We start from the raw sequence: 22,019 nt of genomic DNA on the forward strand, positions 1-22,019 counted from the left end.
AATTCAAAATATAACATACTTGAAAGTAAGTTAGTTTCTGCATATATTTAAAAAGAATATTTAAATTAACTTCATAACATAATGTTAATACCAGAAAAACGATTAGAAGAAATTTTCAAAAATTTAAACGGCAAAAAAGTTGCAATCATAGGCGATTTAATGATTGACCGATATTTTTGGGGAACAGTTACACGTATTTCTCCGGAAGCGCCCGTACCTGTTGTCGAAATAGATTCGGAATCTAACAGGCTTGGTGGAGCAGCTAATGTTGCTAATAATATCAAATCATTAGGTGGCATACCAATGCTTCTTGGTCTATTAGGCAACGACGGAAGCGGGAAGAATTTTTTAGACATCTGTACACAACAAAGTTTAGATACATCTGGAATTATTTCCGATGACGACCGCCCGACTACAGTTAAGACTCGCGTTATTGCACATAACCAGCATGTAGTTCGGATTGATCGAGAATCAAAGAGCGAAGCAAATAGCAGTTTGCAACAAAAACTTTTACAAATTTTAGAATCAAATATTTCTTCTATAGATGCTATCATTATTGAAGATTATAACAAAGGGGTTGTGGGTAAAGAAATTATTTTAGGTGCTGTTAAGATAAGTAAAAAATACGATAAGATAATTACGATTGACCCGAAGTTTAATAATTTTTTTGAATATAAAAACGTTACAGTTTTTAAACCTAACCGGAAAGAAACCGAAGAAGCGCTTGGAATAAAATTACTGAACGATCAAAACCTCGAGTACGCGGGAAAAAAACTCGTTGAAACATTACAAGCAGAGCACGTCATAATCACGAGAGGCGAGTATGGTATGGCGGTGTTTGGACAGAACGGTAGTTTCAAAAACATCCAAACAACTGCACGCTCTGTGTTAGATGTTTCAGGAGCAGGGGACACAGTTATCTCGACCCTTACTATGGCAATGACAAGCGGAGCAGATATACTTGAGGCTGCTTTAATGGCAAATACTGCCGGGGGTATCGTGTGCGGTGAAGTTGGAATTGTACCAATCGATAAAGATGAATTGTTTCAGACTCTTTTAGAAGATATGAATCACCGACCTCCAAGAAAAACGGGTAAATAATGGGAAAAATAGTTTCGAAGGAAGAATTAATCAGCATTCGGGCTTTACAAAAAAAGCAAAAGAAAAAAATCGTTTTCACAAACGGGGTATTTGATATAATCCATCGCGGACACGTTGAATACTTGATGAAAGCAAAATCGGCCGGAGATGTTCTTATTGTTGGCTTGAACTCAGACGCTTCAGTCAGAAGAATTAAAGGCGACAAAAGACCGATTGTTAGTCAACAGGACAGGGCTTTTGTGTTAGCTAATCTTTGTCCCGTCGATTTTGTTTGTATCTTTGAAGAAGAAACACCTTTGAAATTAATAGAAGATATCCTTCCGGATGTTCTGGTGAAAGGCGCCGATTGGAATATAGAAAATATCGTGGGGAAAAATATTGTTGAAGCCAACGGTGGTAAAGTAGCTACGATAGAGTTTATTCAGGATCGTTCTACGACAAATATCGTAGATACAATAATAAAAAAGTATTGTTCAAATACTCAATCAGGGAATGATTAAAAAAGTACTAAAAATTATCGCTTATTTGTTTGGATTGTGTGTTTTTATCTTTATTGTTGCCATTGGTTTTACTCAATCCAAATTTTTTAAAGACCGTCTGCGAGAATTTATCCTTTCAAATGTTTCTGAAAATATCGATGGCTCACTTTATCTTGGTACTATCAGTGGAAATTTTATTACAGGTTTTTCAATCGATTCACTTACTATCACGCATGGCGACGAAGTCTTTCTTTCTGTTGGAAAAATTAAACTACATCACGACCCGTATTCAATCTTGGGTAAAAAAATTACACTCCGTAGTTTAACAATAGAACACCCTAAAGTGAACATCTTGAAATCGAAAGATGGCAAATGGAACATCTCTGAAATATTTAGAGCGAAGGAAAAAGCACCTTCAAAATTTGAATGGACGATTGCTTTTGAGAATGTTAAAGTAATAAATGGAACATTTTTCGTCCACGATTCGCTACGCGAAGTTTTTAAACACCATATCGATACTACTACTCAATATTTAGATTATCGCCACCTAACAGTAAATAATTTAAGCACAGAGATTTCCGGAGTATTCAAGCATAACAATATCAAATTGAAGATTAAAGATTTACATGGTTATCTGCCATCAACATCGTTCAGTTTGTTGTCGCTCAGCGGCGAAATCGTCCTCAATGAAGAAAACATTGAAGTAAAAACTCTTGTGGCGGCTTCAAAAAATTCCAGTATAAAAATAGAAGCAAGCTTGAAGGATGTGAATATTTTTGACAAACTTTTGTTGGAAGATTTTGAAAAAAAACCGGTCGCACTAAAAGTAACGGGGAGCATTCTAAATTTGAACGAATTGAAAAGTTTTCTGTCGCCGGTATATTTTCTGAATGGATCGGTTTATTTGGATTTAGATGCAAGAGGTGAGTTTGGCGATATTTTTGTGAATCATCTTAACCTGCAAACATTTAATTCATACTTAAAAATCGAAGGTAATCTCTCGAATCTGCACACACCCAAAGATCTGTTTTTGAATATCAAAATTGATGAAGCCCGCATCAAACCATCTGATGTGAATCAGTTGCTGCCTTATTTTAAAATCCCTCAATTTAAAAACATTAGTAACTCACTTATTTTTGCAACTTATATTGGTAACCCTTTAGATTTTAAAACGCAATTAAATGTTCAAACGGATGCGGGTAAAGCTCAAGCTGAGGTCAATCTCAATCTAAAAGATTCGTTGTTGAAATATAGCGGAAATTTTAAAACATACGGTTTAAATTTTGCTAAACTATTGGATGACGTAACATACAGCAGCGATATTAACTCTTCTGCAACTTTTGAAGGAATCGGTTCGAGTATCGATAACTTAAATGCACAAGTTAATTTAAAAATTGATTCATCGAAATTTGCAAACGTAAAATTAGATAATTCAAATCTCGCGATCCAGGTTCATGATAAACGAATCGAAATGGTCTCTCTCCTCAAATCCGACCGAATGAAATCGTACATCACAGCTAATCTTGATTATACAAACCGTCAATTACCAACTTATAATATCGAAACATCTGTTACATCTTTAAATCTCGCTGACTTTTTAAACAATAAACATTTCGAAGGCGACCTATCGCTACAAGCCACGATAACGCTGACAGGAACAAATATAAATAATGCGAATGCAACTACTAACTTAACAATCTTCCCATCAGTAGTTGGCAAGCATAAATTTCAAACTGAAGAATTTCATCTGACATTAAATCAAAGCGATACCTCAAATAAGATTTTAAAAATTGAATCCTCGATGGCCGATATTTTACTAACCGGTCATCTCGATTTCCCAAAAATTCCTTCCATATTCACTGATATCGTTTCAAGCTTTTCTAAAGCTATATCCCATCGAACTTCAATATCCGATAGATTGAATGTCGAATATAATTCGAAGTCTTACATCGAACAAAAAGAGGAAAGCCCTTATTGGTTCAATTATGAGATTCGATCAAAAAATTTAACATCCATCTCTAACCTAATTAACAATATACCTTTTAATTTCGAGGGGACAGTAAAAGGTTTAGTAATCAAAAATGGGGGAGGCATTACGAACAAAGGAAATATCGAAATTAAAGATTTCTTTATCGGTTCAACTGGCACAGGGATTTTAATGTCGGAAGGTTCAATAAAATATAATATCGATTCTCTCACCGAAAGAAACCTTTTTGAGAAGTTAAATCTAAATGTTTCCTCAGAAGTACAAAAAATTGTTTTCAACAAAATCGACTTGGATAATTTAAAATTAAACCTTGATTTTTCCGGATCGAAAGGCAAACTGATATATACTTCGGATATAGGCAAAGCAAACAGGTTAAGTTTTATTTCAGAAGTTGCTGTTCACCCGAATTCTTTTGAATTTTTGTTTCCGAAATTAAATTTTGCTTGGGGCGATTACTCGTGGGAAGGTAACGAAACGTTTGGTATATCTGTAAATCCCGAAGAATTAAAATTGGAAAATTTTATCCTTCACCGGAACAATATAGAAAAAATATATATCGACGGTAAGCTGTTTGCCGATGGTATAATCAATTTCAATAGCCGTATCGAAAAATTTGAGTTAGAAGGATTACACCATTTTATCAAGAGTGATAATTTAAAAAATCCTAAAAACAGAGTATATGGTAAAGTAAATTCCGAGATGAAGTTTTCAGGTAGTTTAGAAAATCCTGTTCTAAGTATGACAGTTAATGTTGACAGTATCTTCTACAGGAATTCAAACTTTGGAGAACTTAAAAGCTCATTCAATTACCTCGATAAATATTTAGATGTAAGCATTAATTTTGCGAGCGAAGGATTGCAAACAAAACCTGATTTTATGATCAACGGAAAACTACCAATTGATTTATCATTTCAAGAAGGAGAAAAATTATTTCCCGAAGAACCTTTGAATATGAAAATTGTTTCGTCCGGTTTTCAATTAAGCGTATTAAATCCATTAATACCTGCAATCGACGACTTACAAGGTATGCTGATTTGCGATATGAGTATAACGGGAACGCCGAAGCAGCCAAATTATTCTGGAACAATCCAATTACAGCAGTCGAGGTTTTTATTGCTCGAAAATTATATTTACTACAATTTATCTGGTTCGTTATTGTCGGATGTTGACAAAATTTATCTTCCCCAATTTCAACTTAGCAACGATAAATCGGATTATACGGAAGGGAAGGTAAATATTAACGGATTCTTTGCTTTAAGAGAATATAAGATTAGTGATTTTGATTTGAATGCAACCGGTCAACTTTTACTTTTGAAGGAAACTTCACGCAGAAAGATGCAAAATATGTACGGACGACTTGTTGGGATGGTTGGCAACCAAGGACTTCATTTTAAAGGCTCATTGGCTAAATCTAATATCTCTGGAAATGTGATAGTTCAGGATGCGAATATTGTTTTCCCTTCATCGCAATCAAGCAGTTATGACGAATCGGGAGGGATAGTCAGGTATGTAGCCTTTGACGATACTATAAAACCTGATAAACAGGATAATTTGAAACATCAGTTTTTTTCTGCAATGCACGATACGAATGCCAAAAATCTGGTAGGAGGGATACAAACCGAGAGTAAATTTTTAGCCGGATTAACATATGATATAACCCTCGAAACCAAAGGAACAACAAGTATTCGTATGATTTTTAATCCTGCTACAAGCGAAGAATTGTATGCAGAGTTAGATGGCAAAATTAATTTACAACGGGTTGGCAATAGAAATTATTCGACCGGTGAAATATCGATATCCGACAGGTCGTACTACAATTTCTTCAAGAGGTTTGAAGCTGCCGGTAAATTAAAATTTTTAGGCGACCCAAATAATCCTGAGTTGGATATTAAAGCCACTTATTCAGGTTTAAGAAAACCACCAACTCTTACACCCGACTCAGTGGTAGCCGAACAAAAAGTAACTATTACACTTATAATTTCAGGCACCCGACTTGAACCGCATCTGAGCATGAATATTACAATTGACGATGAAGAATATTCAAAAGACATTCAAGGAGGCGATTTGCAGAGCGATGCGATATCGTTTCTCTTTACTAATAAATTTCGTGATGACTTAAATGCTCGAGAAAAATCCGATATTGTTTCAAGTTTAAGTTCAAGTGCCGGAACCTCTATCGTTGCAGGCGCAACTTCGACATTATTATCCGGAATCCTTACCGATTTTTTAAGACGTGAGTTTGAATTTATTAGATCGGCGGAAATAACTTATCATGGCGGGAGCATTCAACAATCTGCCGACCTCCGGTTGAGCGGACAAATATTCAATGCGTATTGGAGATTCGGTGGAAGAATTTTCGATGATATTAATAATGCTAATATCAGTTTTACACTTAACTTTGGTGATATTTTGGAATCCGATAAAATGAAAAATTTATTCCTACAATTAGAGCGTAAAGTTGATGCAGGCGAATATACAATCGATAAAAAATTAACTAACAGCGCCCGAATATACTATAGATGGTCGTTCTAACCAAAAAAATATATGACACTAGAAGAAAAAATATTAAAACTGATTTATAAGTATCCAAACGAAACTTTTAAAGCTCATCAATTAGCAAGGCGACTGTCGCTGAAAGATGAACTCGATATTCTAACACTACAAAATACTCTGAAAGAGTTGGTTCTGACAAACAAACTGAGTCCGGCTTCCCGAAAAAAATATGGCGTCTATAAACCGCCAAAATCAACTCACAGAATAGGTGTGTTCACACGTTTAAAAAACGGTTCTGGTTTAGTAAAATTAAATCCCCCTGACGAAGGAAATGTATTAATTTCTGCAAATTACATTTCAACCGCACTTGATGATGATATTGTTTCGGTGGCAGTATTTCCTGTGTCGTTAAAAGAAACTGTAAACGATGCTGAAACTTTACCCTACGAAGGTGAAGTTGTAGATATAATTAAAAGGAGCAAAAAACCATTAATTGGTGTGGTGGATAAAAATAAAAACATTTTCTTCGTAATACCAGACGATTCACGCATCAGGCGAGATGTCTTCATACCTAAAGGAAAAACTTTAGATGCTCGTCCCGGCAATAAAGTAACTTTCGTAATTGAAGAGTGGAGATACATTAATCAAAATCCTGAAGGCAGGGTAATTGAAATAATTGGGAAAGCCGGTGAAATAAAAACTGAAATTATTTCTGTTATTCATCAGTTTAAATTGCCATTGACATTTCCGAATAGTGTAATCAATGAAGCTGAAAATGTTTCAGAGGAAATTCCTCATCGTGTAATTAAAGAACGGCTTGATTTTAGAGACGAAGTATGTTTTACGATCGATCCAGAAGATGCAAAAGATTTCGATGATGCTCTATCATTGAAAGAAATAAATTCATCGACTTACGAATTAGGAGTGCACATTGCTGATGTGAGTCATTATGTAAAAGAAGGGTCAAAAATTGATCACGAAGCATTCTCGAGGGGAACGAGTGTGTATTTGGCGAATGACGTTATTCCGATGCTTCCCGAAGTTTTATCGAATGGGATTTGCAGCCTCATACCCAAACGCGACAGATTAGCTTTTTCAGTCTTTATAACCATCACAAAGCAAGGTAAAATTATTGATTATAAATTGGCTAAAACAGTAATCAACAATAAAAGACGCTATAGTTATGAAGAAGTTCAGGAAATTTTGGAAAGTGGAAAAGGAGACTACTCCGATACTTTGTTAATAATGCGTAAACTGAGCCAGACTCTTCTTAAAAATCGCTTAAAAGAGGGAAGCATTGACTTTGAGAGTACTGAAGTTAAGTTTAAATTCGATAAACACGGTAACCCGATAAAGATAATCAGGAAGGAGAGATTAGATGCCCATCGGTTGGTTGAAGATTTTATGCTTTTAGCCAACAAAGTTGTAGCCGAACATATCAAAACACCATTCATCTATCGCATTCACGATAGACCCGATCCTGATAAAATTAAAGAACTTGCCGATTTCGTTTCACAATTCGGCTACACGTTGGATAAGGGAGATGGTATGACTTCAAAAAAACTGCAAAAACTTCTCGCCAGTTGCCGGGGCAAAGAAGAAGAAGCAGTTATAAATGAAATTGCTATCCGATCGATGGCTAAAGCTATTTACTCTGTAAAAAATATTGGACACTTTGGATTAGGATTTAAACACTATACACACTTTACATCACCAATACGCCGATACCCTGACTTAGTGGTTCATAGATTATTAACAGAATATTTGACCGAGCCTGCCTCTAAAAAAGTTAAAGAAACGCACGCTGCGATAGATGAAATATGTGTGCAATCGAGCGCCCGCGAGCGTTTAGCAATTGAAGCCGAACGTGCTTCGATAAAAGTTATGCAAGTAGAATTTATGAAACGGCACGTAGGCGACGATTTCAGAGCAATCATTTCCGGGATCACGAAGTTCGGACTATTTATAGAAATTATGGATTTGTTAGTGGAAGGGTTAGTTCATATTAGAGATCTTGAAGACGACTATTATGTTTTTGATGAAAAAAATTATACTTATATTGGCAGGCGAACAAAGAAGCGTTATAGATTAGGCGATAAAGTTAATGTCCAAGTTGTGCGTGTTAGTTCAATCGACCGTCAAATCGATTTTCGTATAATTGATTAACCAGAAAAATGCAAGTCGAAGCAATCATCATAGTCAAAGGAATGGTTCAGGGTGTTGGGTTCCGATATTTTGTAATGAACCTTGCAAACCGTTTAGGCTTAACCGGATTCGTCAAAAATCTTCATAATGGTGATGTTGAAATTGTTGTTCAAGGCGACCGTTCATTAGTCAATGATTTAATTAAAGCGGTTCAAATAGGACCGAGATTCGCCGATGTTAGAGATGTAAAAGTTCAATTGAAACAAATAGAAAATATTTATCAAAAGTTTGATATTTTATGAAAATGCGTATTGGTTTTGGTTACGATGTTCACCCTTTTGCCGAAAATAGAAAATTAATCTTAGGCGGCATTGATATTCCATTTACAAAAGGATTATTAGGGCATTCAGATGCTGATGCTTTGTGCCATGCAATTGGCGATGCTTTGCTTGGAGCAGCTGCTCTTGGCGATATCGGGAAACATTTTCCTGATATCGACCCCCAGTATAAAGGTATATCGAGTTTGAAACTTTTAAAAAAAATCCGTGCCTTATTACAAACAAATGGTTTTGAAATAGTAAATATTGATTCAACAATTGTGTTGGAGGCTCCTAAAGTGGCTCCATATATTGAACAAATTTGTGGAAATTTATCTTCCGCGCTCAATTTAGCAAGTTCAGATATTTCTGTAAAAGCAACCACTACAGAAAAATTAGGATTCGTGGGCAAAGGTGAAGGCATAGCGGTATATGCAGTCGCACTAATTAGCAAAACACTCTAAATTTAAAATCAAATAATTATCACAACCAACTACCACTGATGGACTTACAAGCAATCATACAATTTTTATCTGAAGTCGAACCGGTCCTAATTTATTTGGGAATATTTTTCATCGCATATATCGAAAATATTTTTCCTCCTTCTCCGAGTGATGTCGTAATTGTATTCGGTGGTTCAATGGTGGCAATCGGAAAATCGAATTTTTTTGCTACCTTATTCTTTGCGTCATTGGGCAGTATGTTAGGTTTTATCACAATGTATTTAATCGGAAAGTGGTTTGGGCGACATATAATCGAAACAAGAAAATTCAAGTTTATCCCTGTCGATAATATTCATAAAATGGAAAAGTGGTTTAGCAAATATGGATATGCTATAATTATTGCAAATCGGTTTTTAGCCGGCACACGGGCAATCGTTTCCTTCTTTGCAGGAATTTCTGAAATGAACCTCAAAATTACTGTTATTTTATCTCTCGTCAGTGCGATGGTATGGAATGTTATCCTCCTCTATTCGGGTTATGTAATGGGAAGAAATTGGCGTAAGATAGGCGAGCACTTGGAAACATACTGGATGATTGTTACCTCGGTAATGATACTCGTTGCTTCTTTGTGGATAATATACTATCTCGTATATCAGAGAAAGAAAACAAAAAATGCTTGAGTATTTTATTGAGGTTGATAAGTTATTGTTTATATTTATCAATACTAATTTAGCAAATAGCTACTTCGATTTTTTGATGCCCGTTCTTACCGACTGGGATAAAACATTGGCAGGAAGGGTCTTCATTTTTTTATCAGTATTTTTTTTAGCAATCAAAGGAGGGACAAAAGGGAGAATTGTTATTACACTTCTTGTTATTACGATAGCTGTAAGCGATCAGTTCAACAGCTCGATACTTAAATCGCTGATAGGACGACCAAGACCCTGCCATATAATGGATGGAACGATGGTAGTAGATCAAATTCGTTTGTTGGTAAATTGCGGTTCGGGATATTCCTTCCCCTCGTCTCACGCTACAAATTATTTTGCCACCGCAACTCTTATCTCTTTTTTCTACTCAAAAACAAAGTGGCTTTTTTTTGTTTTCGCATCTTCGATTGCATTTTCAAGAGTTTATATAGGTGTTCATTTCCCTTCTGATGTTGTAGCAGGAGCATTCGTAGGTACCTCTATAGCCTTTCTAATTTTTCACTCTTGGCTACTTCTGAACAAGAAATTTTTCAGGTTCGATTATGAAACTTCTAAAATTAAAACTTAATTATCAAAACATAATATTAGCTGCTATTTCAGGTATAATTTTTGGTTTTTCTTTTCCACCTTTCGAGTTTGGAATTCTATCGGCATTCGCTTTTATACCTCTTTTTTTTCTTCTCTCCAACGTCGAAGAGTATGGCAGAAGTATTCGGTATTCTTATTTATCATTTTTTATTTTTAACTTAATTGCAATTTCTTGGGTAGGTGGTTTCTTCCAAGCTAAAGATCCATACCTGATGATAGCTGGGGGAGCGCTGTTAGTTGTGCATCCTTTGTTTCTTTCTATTCCAATTGTAGCATTTACTTTTATCCGTCGTAATCTAAGTTTCAAAGTTGCAATTTTCACTTTTCCATTCATCTGGGTTTCGTTCGAATATCTGCATTCAATTTCCGAGTTTGCTTTTCCTTGGTTAACATTAGGTAATGCTCTTACTTATGATCTGAATTTAATTCAATTCGTATCGTTAACCGGTGTTTACGGATTATCCTTCTGGTTATTGTGGATGAATGTTATTGTTTTTGTAGTGGTTGTAAAATTGATGTTGAAAGAATGGGAACCAAAAGCTATCAGGACGATTGCTTGCTTGGGTTTAATTGCATTGTTATATCTAATTCCAAAAATTTCAGGCAGCGTAATTATTAGGAACTCAAATGAAAATACACAACATACTAATTTAAAAATCGCAGTTATACAACCAAACATTGACCCTTGGGAAAAATGGAATTTTGTAACACAGGAGGAGCAATTAGATTTATATTTACGAATGAGTGATAGCGTTTCGGAAAATACCGATTTGATAATTTGGGCAGAAACTGCTATTCCATATTACTTATTGATGCCCCAGTATCAGACTCATTTCGAGAAAGTAAAGGATAGAATCGATACTTTGAACATATCGCTATTTACTGGATTTCCGGATATTCATATTTACAAAGAGGATGAGCAACCGCCACGATCTGCTAAAAAAATGATGTACTCTGAAGAAAGATACGATTCATACAACAGCTCGCTTTTATTAATACCAAAATCTGATCGACTTCAAAAATATTCAAAGATTCGGCTTGTGCCATTCTCAGAACGTGTTCCTTATGCCGATTTTTTGAATTTCTTAGATTTTCTTGAATGGGGAGTTGGCATTGGCGGTTGGGGAATCGGTAAAGACACGACTGTTTTTGAGCTTCCGTTGGAAAACCGTAGCAAAGTTAAATTTTCCAATTTGATTTGCTACGAATCAATTTATCCTACATTTGTTGCTGGTTTTGTACGGAAAGGTGCACAATTCCTGACGATAATTACAAATGATAGTTGGTGGGGCGATACCTTCGGAGCATATCAACATAAACGTTACGCTGTTCTTCGGGCTATCGAAAACAGACGTTGGATTGCCCGCTGTGCAAACGGTGGTATTTCCTGCTTCATCGATCCATACGGCAGAGTTTATGATGAAACGAAGATGTACAAATCAGCAATCATCGAACACGAAATTCAAGCGCGTGAAGAACTCACAGTTTATACTAAATATGGTGATATGTTAGCCGAAGTTTGTTTGCTCTTCGGTGGATTTATTTTGATGGCTGGTTTCGGTCAAAAATTTTATACGTTCATTAGAAGAAAAAATTATGAAAACTATTGATTTAAGAAGCGATACGGTTACGAAACCTTCATCGGCAATGCGACTTACAATGATGGATGCTGAAGTAGGCGACGATGTTTATAGGGAAGACCCTACAGTAAACAAACTACAAGAGAAGGTCGCCCAGATGTTTGGAAAAGAAGCCGCACTGTTTGTTCCGACAGGAGTGATGGGGAATCAAGTTTGTATTCGGACACACACAAATAATGGCGATGAAATAATTGCAGATGAGGACTCGCATATTTTTGTTTATGAAAATGCTGCTCCTGCCGCTCTGTCCGGAGTCAGTATAAAAACAATTCCAAACAGCATGGGAGTGATAACTGCTGAACAAATTCAGGCTGCGATACGCCCTAATGCTTATTATCTTCCCAAAACAAAATTAATTTGTCTCGAAAACACACACCTCCGTTCGGGCGGAACAATTTTTCCTATCGAAGATATCAAAAAAATAAGTCAGTTAGCCCGTGAGCGGAATATCAAACTCCATCTTGATGGAGCAAGAATCTGGAATGCATCCGTCGAATCAGGAATTTCTTTAAAAAAGTATGCACAATATTTTGATTCTATCTCTGTGTGTCTTTCAAAAGGTTTGGGTGCACCAATTGGTTCGGTGATCATAGGCGACAAAGAATTTATTGATCGGGCTTTAGTATATCGGAAAATGTTCGGCGGCGGTATGAGGCAAGTCGGAGTTATTGCATCGGCTGGTTTGTATGCGATAGAAAATAATATTAATCGTCTCACAGATGATCACAAAAAAGCTAAACTTCTTGCAGATGGCTTGAAAAATTTAAAGACATTCAAAATTAATTTCGAGTCGGTGCAGACCAATATGGTTATAGCGGATATTCAAATCAACAAAACCCAGCAGGAAATATTAGACCTGTTGAAAAAAAAGGGTATATTATTAACTCCGGAACGGAATAGCAGTATCCGGGCTGTAACGCACTTAGATGTCTCTTTTGAAGAAATTAATCAGGCGAATAGAGTGTTCCAAACCATTTTCGATTGATGCAAATTCGATTTGCTTTTCAAACAGATTTTATGTATTATAAGCCACCCTTCGAAAAGTCCCGCCATTGGGACTTTTTTTTTGGAGGGCGTTAAACAATTGAAAAATAAGAAATTAGCTTGGATATCAAACAAAAAATTGAAGCACTCATCGCTCCGATAATTGAACAACATAGACTCTTTTTGATAGATATCGTTTTAAGGGGTGAGCGGCAATCGAAAGTGTTAGAAGTATTTATTGATAATCGAGAAGGTATTACTGCCGAAATTTGTTCAAACGTGAGTAGAGATATTGCAAAGATTTTAGATTTGGATGATGTAATCGCCGGAAAATATTATTTGAATGTTTCATCTCCCGGAATTTCGCGTGCATTAAAATATATTGAACAATACCATAAACATGTAGGCCGCCTTATCGAATTAAAGTTGAAAAAACAAGAAGAACTCTATAAAGCTGTTGGTAAACTTTTAGAGGTTAGCGTCGATTCAATAGCAGTAGAAAATGAAAGCGGTGATATTTTGAAAATTTCGTTTGATAACATTTTTGAAGCTAATATAAAAGCAGCTTGGTAACAGAAAATAGAATTTGGAGAAAAATATGAACTATGAAATAGTTGAATCATTCGGACAAATGGTTCGAGAAAAAGGCATCGATAAAGACATGTTGGTAAGTGTTATTGAGGAAGTTTTTGCCACGATAACACGAAAAAAATACGGACTTGAAGCAAAATTCGATGTTGTAGTAAATATGGATAAAGGCGATATTGAAATTTTTCTTGAGAAAGAAATTGTAGAAACCATAACCGACCCGACTACCCAAATCGAATTGGCAGCCGTCAGAAAAAAAACCAACGAACCGCTCGAAATTGGAGACGATTTCGTAGAAATAATTGATGTTAGTAGTTTCGGTAGAAGGTTAATCGCTACCGCAAGGCAAACGCTCAACCAACGGATTAAAGAAATAGTAAAAGATCTCATCTTTAATGAATACACAAATTCGATTGGCGAAATTATCGCCGGTGAAATTTATCAGGTCAGGAAAAGCGAAATCTTAATAATCCATAACCGCAACGAACTTGTTTTACCGCGTAACGAACAAATACCAAAAGAGCGATATAAAAAAGGCGAAACAATACGTGTATTAGTTAAAGAGGTTCGAAAAACTGCAAATGGAGCTCATGTTATTGTAACACGTTCAGACTCGAAATTTTTGTCAAAACTATTTGAGCACGAGATACCCGAAATCTACGATGGTATCATCGAGATAAAAGCAATAGCACGTGAACCCGGCGAACGAGCAAAAATTGCAGTCGAATCGCACGACGATCGCATTGATGCTGTGGGCGCTTGCGTAGGTATGAAAGGTGTTCGGATTCACTCAATTGTGCGTGAATTAAATAACGAGAATATCGACGTTATTAATTATATCGATGACCCATCTCAATTTATTATTCGAGCATTAGCGCCTGCTAAATTAAAAGAAATAAAGATCGACAAAGCAAATAAAAAGGTAATGGTAACCGTCGACCGTGATCAAATGTCGTTAGCAATAGGTAGAGGCGGGCAAAACATTCGGCTTGCATCTAAACTTGTCGGTTACGATATTGATGTGCAAAAACTTGTTGTTGAAGAAGAATATGATATGGACATCACTGAATTCCGTGCTGAATTGGGTGAACCTTTGATAGAACGATTGGTCGAAGAAGGTTATGAAACTGCCCGTGAAGTAATTGAAGCCGATATAAAAAGCCTTCTCGCAATCGAAGGTTTAACGAAACCAAAGATCAAGCAGATGAAAGAATTAATGATTCAAGAACTTGAGGAAGCCGAGATTGATAGCGAAGAAGATATAAAATCGGCTCTCGAAGCCAAATCGAAAAGCGAAGCAACCGAAGAATCGGAAAACAGCGAAGATAAATAATTAATAAGTTAATAAGTGGATAAAAAGAAAAAATTATATCAAGTAGCCAAAGAGCTTAATATCGCGAGTGAATCGCTCATCGCTTTTTTGACTAAAAAGGGCTTCGAAGCAAAGACAATCAACTCTACAATAACTGACGAGATGAGTGTTTTAATATTGTCTCATTTCAAAAAAGAAAAAGAGAGCGTCGAGAAACATCAACGAAAAATTCAATCTTTCAAAACTACTCCTAAAAAAGAAGAGAAGAAAGTAGAAAAAGCAGAACCAGCTAAAACTGTTAAAAAAACGCCACGCGTAAAAGAAGAAGAAATTCCTGTTATCGAGATAATAGCTGCGGTAGAAATTCCAGCCCCCGCAATTACTCCCACAATTGTTGAGCCGCCTGCACCGAAAATTGTTGTACCTGCTCCGGTTGTCGAAAAAATTATTGCTGAGGAAGTTGTTGCTACCGAACCAGAACAAAAGATAACAGAGGTAGTACAACCTCCGGAACCTCATCCTATTACTCAGGTCGAAGCGACTGAACAAGTTCAGCCGGAAGAAAAAACTGAAGAAGATAAAAAAGAGAAAAAATCTAAAAAAAGCATACCACGACTTACTCCCAAAATGGGTTTAACCATTCGGGGAAAAATGGTGTTGACACCGCCCGAGGCTGATAAACCGGCAGTCGCTGTTGCAAAAGATGCACAAGACTTAGATGCCAAAGCCAAAAAGAAGAAAAGAAAGCGTAAGAAAAAAGTAGAAAAAACCGCACCGGTCGTAGTAACAAAAGAGGATGATGTATTAGATCGGAAGAAAAAGAAAAAGAAAAAGATAAGGCACATTGAGATTAATGTGGCAGAAGTTGAAAGTGCAATCCGCCGTACAATTGCGGAGATGGACGATACATCGGTTAGCGCACGTGCTCAGATGCGTAAGAAAAAGAAAAAAGAGCGGCTCGAAGAAGAAGCTAAACTTCAAGAAGAATTAGAAAAACAAAAATCAAAACTTAAAGTTACCGAATATGTTTCGGTAAACGAATTGGCTAACTTGATGCAAGTTGACGTAGCCGACGTAATTAAAAAGTGCATCGAATTAGGGTTGATGGTTTCTATAAATCAACGGCTCGATCAGGATACAATAACACTGATAGCATCTGAGTTTGGGCTTGATATTGAATTCATGACCGAATTTGAAGAGCGTTTAGTTGTTGACACAGAAGATGAAAACGAAGAATTATTAGAATGGCGTCCGCCTGTGGTAACCATTATGGGACATGTTGACCATGGAAAAACATCGTTGCTCGATTTTATCAGAGAAACAAATGTAGTAGCTGGTGAAGCTGGTGGTATCACTCAGCATATTGGTGCATACTCTGTAAAAGTTGATGAAGCGAGAAGTGTTACTTTCCTTGATACGCCCGGGCACGAAGCATTTACTGCCATGCGTGCACGCGGAGCGCAGCTTACCGATATCGTAGTGTTAGTTGTTGCCGCCGATGATGCTGTTATGCCTCAAACCGTTGAAGCGATAAGCCATGCACAAGCAGCCAATGTTCCCATCGTAATTGCAATGAACAAAATCGATAAACCCGGAGCTAATCCTGAGAGAATTCGGCAGCAATTATCTGAAAAAAATATACTCGTCGAAGAGTGGGGTGGTAAATATCAATCGGTAGAATTATCTGCCAAAACAGGAAAAAATGTTAAATTACTTCTCGAAAAAATTCTTCTTGAAGCCGAAGTATTAAACCTTAAAGCTGTAGCTAAAACTAAAGCTCGTGGCGCTGTAATCGAAGCACAGCTTGATAAAGGGAGAGGAACCGTAGCCACTGTTCTTGTTAAGAAGGGAACTTTGAAAATCGGGGATCCTTTTATCGCTGGCTTTTCTTATGGAAAAGTAAGGGCAATGTTCGACGAACGCGGACATCGGGTAGAATCTGCAGGTCCATCAGCACCGGTGCAGGTAATCGGTTTTGACACTATTCCTCAAGCAGGCGATTTGTTAGTAGTTTCAGAAAGCGAACGAGATGCACGCGATATCAGTGTGCGCCGCCAGCAGTTAAAACGCGAACAGGATTTCCGCGAAATCAGAACTGTAACTCTCGACAACTTTTCACAAAAAGTTAAAGAAGGAACTGTTAAAGAATTAACAGTTGTTCTTAAGGGCGATGTTGACGGCTCGGTCGGTGCAATTTCCGATGCCCTGATGAAAATAGCTAACCCTGAAGTCCGGGTGAATGTTATACACAAAGGTGTTGGCGCTATTTCGGAATCAGACGTGCTGTTGGCTGCTGCCTCCAATGCAATTATTATTGGTTTCCATGTGCGGCCGAATGTTAATGCACGCACACTTGCCGAGACGGAGAAAGTCGAAATTCGTTTCTACACGATTATATACGAAGTAATTAACGACGTGAAAAAAGCGCTCGAGGGTATGCTTGCGCCGGAGGAAAAAGAAGAAGTTCTCGGATCAATTGAGGTTCGTGATGTTTTCAAGATTCCAAAGGCAGGAACAATTGCAGGTTGTTACATACTAAATGGAAAAATTACACGCAGCAGCAAAGTGCGTTTGATCCGCGACGGACTCGTTTTATTCGATGGTGGAATTTCTTCACTCAAACGTTTTAAAGACGACGTGCGTGAAGTTGATTCAGGATACGAATGCGGTGTATCTCTCGAAGGTTATAATGATGTTAAAATTGGCGACATCATCGAGCCATACAAAATTGTTGAACTCAAACGTAAACTTGTATAGGTAATAAAATGTCGATACGTTTAGAAAAAGTTTCTTCGGTGATCAAGCACGAAATTAGCTTGATACTTTCACGTGAATATAATTCAAAAGAATTCGGTTTTATTACTGTTACCGAAGTTCACATGACCCCTGATCTGAAAATTGCAAAAATATATGTCAGCATTTTCGAGAAACCGGAAATACGGGTTAAAACTTTAAGAATGTTAGAAAACAATTCCAAACATATACGAACAAGTTTAGCTTCGAATATCAGTTTGAAATATACGCCTGCTCTTCAATTTTATATCGATGAAACACTCGATCGAGCAGAACATATCAATAACATCATTAAAAAGATACACGAAAACGATAAGCCTGTTGGAACTGAATAAAAATAGCAAAATTCCGGGGTCGAATTTTTTAAAAGAAAATGGTTCAATCTTTTTGGTAAACAAACCGATGGGTTGGTCATCCTTCGATGTTGTAAAAAAAATGCGGATTCATTTTGGCGTGAAGAAAGTAGGACATGCCGGAACTTTAGACCCGAAAGCCACAGGATTGTTGATTGTTGGAATGGGGAAGAAGACAAAACAAATTTCAGATTATACCGACATGGAAAAAGAATACGAAGCTGTGATGGTTTTAGGTGCTAGCACTGCAAGCTACGATGCAGAAACCGAAATTATCAAAATCCGTAGTTTTGCCGATATCACAAAGGATGATGTAAACAGAGTTCTTAAAATGCTTACCGGTGTTATTATGCAAAAACCGCCTATGTATTCAGCAATAAAATTAAACGGTAAGCCGCTTTATAAGTATGCCCGTAAAGGCAGAGAAATAGAACTTGAAGCTCGTGAAGTTGAAATATCGCAATTAGAGTTAATCGATTTCCAGCCACCCGAAGTCAAGTTACGTGTGGTGTGCTCCAAAGGAACGTATATCCGTTCATTGGCTAACGATATTGGTGAAATGTTAGGTTGCGGTGGACATTTAAACGCATTAGTTAGAACGAGAATAGGTCATTTTCTTCTCGATGATGCATTCTCGATTGAAGAACTTACAACGCGAACACTTGATAATGAAGGTCTATCGATCAATCAGCGAAATTGATTTTATTCAAAACACGATTGTTACAATCGGAACTTTCGATGGTGTTCATCTTGGCCATCAGAAAATTATAAAAGAATTAATAGACCGTGCTGAAAAAGCCAATGCTCGTACTGTTCTTGTTACATTCGATCCGCATCCGCGTGAAGTTGTAGGGCGTGGTCCTACTAAACTTCTCACTTCGATTGAGGAACGGCTGCAGTTGCTTGCCGAATTCAAGATTGATGAGATATTTATAATAAACTTTACGTTTGAGTTTTCGCGGCTTCCATACGAAGATTTTTTTAAAAACATCATTTTTGAAAAAATTGGTGTGAAGGAAATAATTGTTGGATACGACCACATGTTCGGCAGAGACCGTGAAGCTTCAATCGAACAGTTGAAAGAGTTAGGTAATCAACTTGGTTTTACAGTCGATATGATGCCACCTGTAAAAGTAGATAACGAGGTTGTGAGCAGCTCGAAGATACGTGATATTCTGTTACGAGGTGATGTTTGCCTCGCTGAAAAATATTTAGCTCGCTCATATACAGTGCAAGGTAGCGTTGTCAAAGGCGATGGTAGAGGTCGAATCATCGGATTTCCGACTGCCAATCTGCGACCGCTCTCGGTTAAGAAATTGTTGCCGGCTGAGGGGGTCTATTTTGTGAGTATAAAAGTTGATAAATCCGATTATTTCGGAATGCTCAATATCGGTGTTCGTCCGACTTTCAGTAACGATATGCGAAGAGTTATCGAAGTGCATCTCTTCGATTTCGACGAAGAACTTTACGGCAAAAATGTAATTATTAATTTTCATAGAAGAATCAGAAGCGAGAAAAAATTCGCTTCCACAGACGAGTTGATTATTCAATTAAATAAAGATAAATTATGCTGTGAAAATTTCATCAAGGAATTAACTAAAAAATAAAAGTAATAAAGGAATTAAAATGCCATTAACAAAAGAACAAAAACACGAAATTATCCAAAAGTATGGTAAAACCGAAAAAGATTCAGGAATACCTGAAGTTCAGATAGCTCTATTAACTGAACGTATTAACGAGCTTACCGGACATTTGGCAACTAACAAATTCGATCATCATTCACGACGCGGATTACTGCTTATGGTAGGAAAGCGCCGCCGTTTGTTGGATTATTTAATCGCCAACAATATCGAACGGTATCGAAAAATTATTCAAGAATTAAATATTAGAAAGTAAATAAATGTTTCATAAACAAGAAGTAGAAATTGGCGGGCGAGTATTTTCAATTGAGACAGGTTTGCTCGCAAAACAAGCCGATGCTGCTGTGTTAGCACAATACGGCGAAACGATGGTGCTTGCTACTGTTGTTGCGGCAAAAGAACCTAAAGAAGACCTGGATTATTTCCCTCTGCAAGTCGAATATCGTGAAAAAACCGCTGCCGCTGGAAAAATTCCCGGAGGCTTTTTCAAACGTGAGGGAAGACCCACAGAGAAAGAAATATTATCTTCACGCTTGATTGATCGACCCATTAGACCAATGTTCCCCGAAGATTTTAAAAACGAAACTCAAATAATAGTAACTGTTTATTCGTCTGATCAAGAACATGATGGCGATACAATCGGTGCAATTGCCGCATCGGCAGCGCTGCTGATATCTGATATCCCTTTCGATGTTCCGATTGCTGAAGTACGTGTTGGAAGAATTAACGGCGAGTTCATCATTCATCCCACATTCAAACAATTAGAAGAAAGTGAACTTGATATTACAGTTGCCGGTACGAGCGATTCGATCGTAATGGTCGAAGGTGAAGCAAAAGAGATTTCGGAGGAATTATTTCTTGAAGCTCTGCAATTTGCTCGTGAACATATCAAAGTGCTTTGCGATTTGCAAATTAAATTCCAAAAAGCGATCGGAAAACCAAAGCGTGCAACTACCCCCAAAGCAATTGATAGCGAGTTAGAAAATAGTGTAAAAGAACTATTCTCCCAGCGTATCAAAGAACTTAACCGCACTGTGTTATCCAAAGACGACAGAAGCAAACGACGTGGTGCTATCGAAGAAGAAATTCAAACGAAACTTGCCGAAAAATTTCCGGAACAAAACAAAGTTATATCTGAATTGTTATACAAAATCGAGAAGCAAGATATGCGTCAGATGATTCTTGAAAACGGAAAGCGATTAGACGGCAGAGGAGTTAGAGACATCCGGCCCATTAGTTGTCAAATTGGATTGCTGCCACGAACACATGGTTCGGCACTATTCACACGCGGCGAAACTCAAAGTTTAACCACAAGTACACTCGGCACTAAATCCGATGAACAAAAATTAGAGGGTTTGCTTCCCGAAACCACAAAACGGTTTTTACTCCACTACAATTTCCCGCCATTCAGTGTCGGCGAGGTCGGCAGACTTGGCGGCACGGGTCGCCGTGAAATCGGACACGGAAATTTAGCCGAACGTGCACTCAAAAATTTAATCCCTCCGGAAACAGAATTCCCATACACGATTCGTATCGTTTCCGATATTTTAGAATCGAACGGTTCATCATCGATGGCTACGGTGTGTGCAGGTTCACTCTCGTTGATGGATGCTGGAGTACCAATTAAAAAAGCTGTTGCCGGTATTGCAATGGGATTAATCAAAGAATCAAACGGTGTTGCTATTTTAAGCGATATTCTTGGCAACGAAGACTATCTCGGCGATATGGATTTTAAAGTCGCTGGTACAACCGATGGCGTTACTGGTTTGCAGATGGACATGAAAGTACAGGGAATCAGTTTCGAAATAATTGCGTCCGCTTTGGAACAAGCTCGCGAAGGTCGTTTGCACATCTTGAACATTATGGACGAAACAATTGCACAACCCAAACCGGAACTATCACCTTATGCTCCACGCCTGACTACAGTCAGAATTCCTATTGATATGATTGGTGCTGTTATCGGTCCAGGTGGGAAAATGATACGACAAATTACAAAAGATACAGGAACCGAGATTAACATCGAGGACGATGGAACTATTACAATCGCAGCCATTTCGGGGGAGGCAAGTGGCAAAGCCCTTGAAATGATTAACAGAATTACTGAACTACCGGAAGTCGGTAAAATTTATTCAGGTAAAGTTACGCGTATAATGGACTTTGGTGCTTTTGTTGAATTCCTTCCGGGTAAAGAGGGATTAGTTCACGTCTCTCAACTCGATATAAATCGCGTTGATAAAGTTACCGATCTTTTAAAAGTGGGCGACCCAATCGAAGTAAAGTTAGTAAAAATCGATTCTGAGGGAAGAAATAATTTAAGCCGCAAAGCTGTTTTGATGGGCGATGCTTATGTTCCTGAAGAGGATAGACCTCGCTCGGATAGAAGACCCCCTTCCGGCGATAGAAGAGATTCCCGAAGACCACCACGAAGATAAATCATAAAGCCCAA

At 37.4% G+C, this 22,019-nt stretch carries 18 protein-coding genes; all 18 read left to right on the forward strand.

The genetic code is table 11. The annotated features are described in order from the left end of the window. Positions 1 to 81: 81 nt before the first annotated feature. Positions 82 to 1,101, forward strand: a complete 1,020-nt coding sequence (gene rfaE1 / locus QME58_01295) for a D-glycero-beta-D-manno-heptose-7-phosphate kinase (protein ID MDI6802464.1) — start codon at positions 82 to 84, stop codon at positions 1,099 to 1,101. After that, a complete protein-coding gene (gene rfaE2 / locus QME58_01300; protein ID MDI6802465.1) occupies positions 1,101 to 1,601 on the forward strand; it encodes a D-glycero-beta-D-manno-heptose 1-phosphate adenylyltransferase in 501 nt (166 codons plus the stop codon). Before rfaE1 ends, rfaE2 begins: the two co-directional genes overlap by 1 nt. Next, on the forward strand, positions 1,594 to 6,099 hold the full coding sequence (locus tag QME58_01305; GenBank protein ID MDI6802466.1) for a translocation/assembly module TamB domain-containing protein: 4,506 nt from the start codon (positions 1,594 to 1,596) through the stop codon (positions 6,097 to 6,099). The genes rfaE2 and QME58_01305 overlap by 8 nt, the downstream gene beginning before the upstream one ends. Positions 6,100 to 6,111: 12 nt before the next feature. Further along, entirely contained in the window at positions 6,112 to 8,226 is a 2,115-nt protein-coding gene (gene rnr, locus QME58_01310; GenBank protein MDI6802467.1) for a ribonuclease R, read from the forward strand. Between the two features lie 8 nt (positions 8,227 to 8,234). After that, a complete protein-coding gene (locus QME58_01315; protein ID MDI6802468.1) occupies positions 8,235 to 8,507 on the forward strand; it encodes an acylphosphatase in 273 nt (90 codons plus the stop codon). A 2-nt stretch (positions 8,508 to 8,509) separates the two neighbouring features. Continuing rightward, the gene (gene ispF / locus QME58_01320) at positions 8,510 to 8,986 is read left to right on the forward strand and encodes a 2-C-methyl-D-erythritol 2,4-cyclodiphosphate synthase (protein ID MDI6802469.1); all 477 of its coding nucleotides are present in this window, start codon (positions 8,510 to 8,512) and stop codon (positions 8,984 to 8,986) included. Between the two features lie 38 nt (positions 8,987 to 9,024). Beyond that, entirely contained in the window at positions 9,025 to 9,645 is a 621-nt protein-coding gene (locus QME58_01325) for a DedA family protein (protein MDI6802470.1), read from the forward strand. Beyond that, the gene (locus tag QME58_01330; GenBank protein MDI6802471.1) at positions 9,638 to 10,243 is read left to right on the forward strand and encodes a phosphatase PAP2 family protein; all 606 of its coding nucleotides are present in this window, start codon (positions 9,638 to 9,640) and stop codon (positions 10,241 to 10,243) included. The genes QME58_01325 and QME58_01330 overlap by 8 nt, the downstream gene beginning before the upstream one ends. Beyond that, on the forward strand, positions 10,218 to 11,873 hold the full coding sequence (lnt, locus tag QME58_01335; GenBank protein ID MDI6802472.1) for an apolipoprotein N-acyltransferase: 1,656 nt from the start codon (positions 10,218 to 10,220) through the stop codon (positions 11,871 to 11,873). The genes QME58_01330 and lnt overlap by 26 nt, the downstream gene beginning before the upstream one ends. Next, positions 11,860 to 12,888, forward strand: a complete 1,029-nt coding sequence (ltaE, locus tag QME58_01340; GenBank protein ID MDI6802473.1) for a low-specificity L-threonine aldolase — start codon at positions 11,860 to 11,862, stop codon at positions 12,886 to 12,888. Before lnt ends, ltaE begins: the two co-directional genes overlap by 14 nt. 119 nt (positions 12,889 to 13,007) lie before the next feature. Then, positions 13,008 to 13,460, forward strand: coding sequence for a ribosome maturation factor RimP (locus QME58_01345; protein MDI6802474.1), 453 nt, complete (start codon positions 13,008 to 13,010; stop codon positions 13,458 to 13,460). 25 nt (positions 13,461 to 13,485) lie between these two features. Further along, a complete protein-coding gene (gene nusA, locus QME58_01350) occupies positions 13,486 to 14,808 on the forward strand; it encodes a transcription termination factor NusA (protein MDI6802475.1) in 1,323 nt (440 codons plus the stop codon). A 15-nt stretch (positions 14,809 to 14,823) separates the two neighbouring features. After that, positions 14,824 to 17,544, forward strand: a complete 2,721-nt coding sequence (infB, locus tag QME58_01355; GenBank protein MDI6802476.1) for a translation initiation factor IF-2 — start codon at positions 14,824 to 14,826, stop codon at positions 17,542 to 17,544. Positions 17,545 to 17,552: 8 nt separating this feature from the next. Beyond that, on the forward strand, positions 17,553 to 17,915 hold the full coding sequence (gene rbfA, locus QME58_01360) for a 30S ribosome-binding factor RbfA (GenBank protein MDI6802477.1): 363 nt from the start codon (positions 17,553 to 17,555) through the stop codon (positions 17,913 to 17,915). Then, on the forward strand, positions 17,902 to 18,633 hold the full coding sequence (gene truB / locus QME58_01365; protein ID MDI6802478.1) for a tRNA pseudouridine(55) synthase TruB: 732 nt from the start codon (positions 17,902 to 17,904) through the stop codon (positions 18,631 to 18,633). The genes rbfA and truB overlap by 14 nt, the downstream gene beginning before the upstream one ends. Then, positions 18,602 to 19,540 (forward strand): bifunctional riboflavin kinase/FAD synthetase, encoded by a 939-nt coding sequence (locus tag QME58_01370; protein ID MDI6802479.1) that lies wholly within the window; start codon positions 18,602 to 18,604, stop codon positions 19,538 to 19,540. The genes truB and QME58_01370 overlap by 32 nt, the downstream gene beginning before the upstream one ends. A 19-nt stretch (positions 19,541 to 19,559) precedes the next feature. Beyond that, positions 19,560 to 19,829: a 30S ribosomal protein S15 gene (gene rpsO / locus QME58_01375; GenBank protein MDI6802480.1), complete on the forward strand. Its 270-nt coding sequence runs from the start codon at positions 19,560 to 19,562 to the stop codon at positions 19,827 to 19,829. A 4-nt stretch (positions 19,830 to 19,833) separates the two neighbouring features. Further along, positions 19,834 to 22,005: a polyribonucleotide nucleotidyltransferase gene (gene pnp, locus QME58_01380; GenBank protein ID MDI6802481.1), complete on the forward strand. Its 2,172-nt coding sequence runs from the start codon at positions 19,834 to 19,836 to the stop codon at positions 22,003 to 22,005. The last annotated feature ends 14 nt before the right edge of the window (positions 22,006 to 22,019 follow it).

This window comes from Bacteroidota bacterium (genome assembly GCA_030017895.1).
In the GTDB taxonomy this organism is placed as follows: Bacteria; Bacteroidota; Ignavibacteria; order UBA10030; family BY39; genus JASEGV01.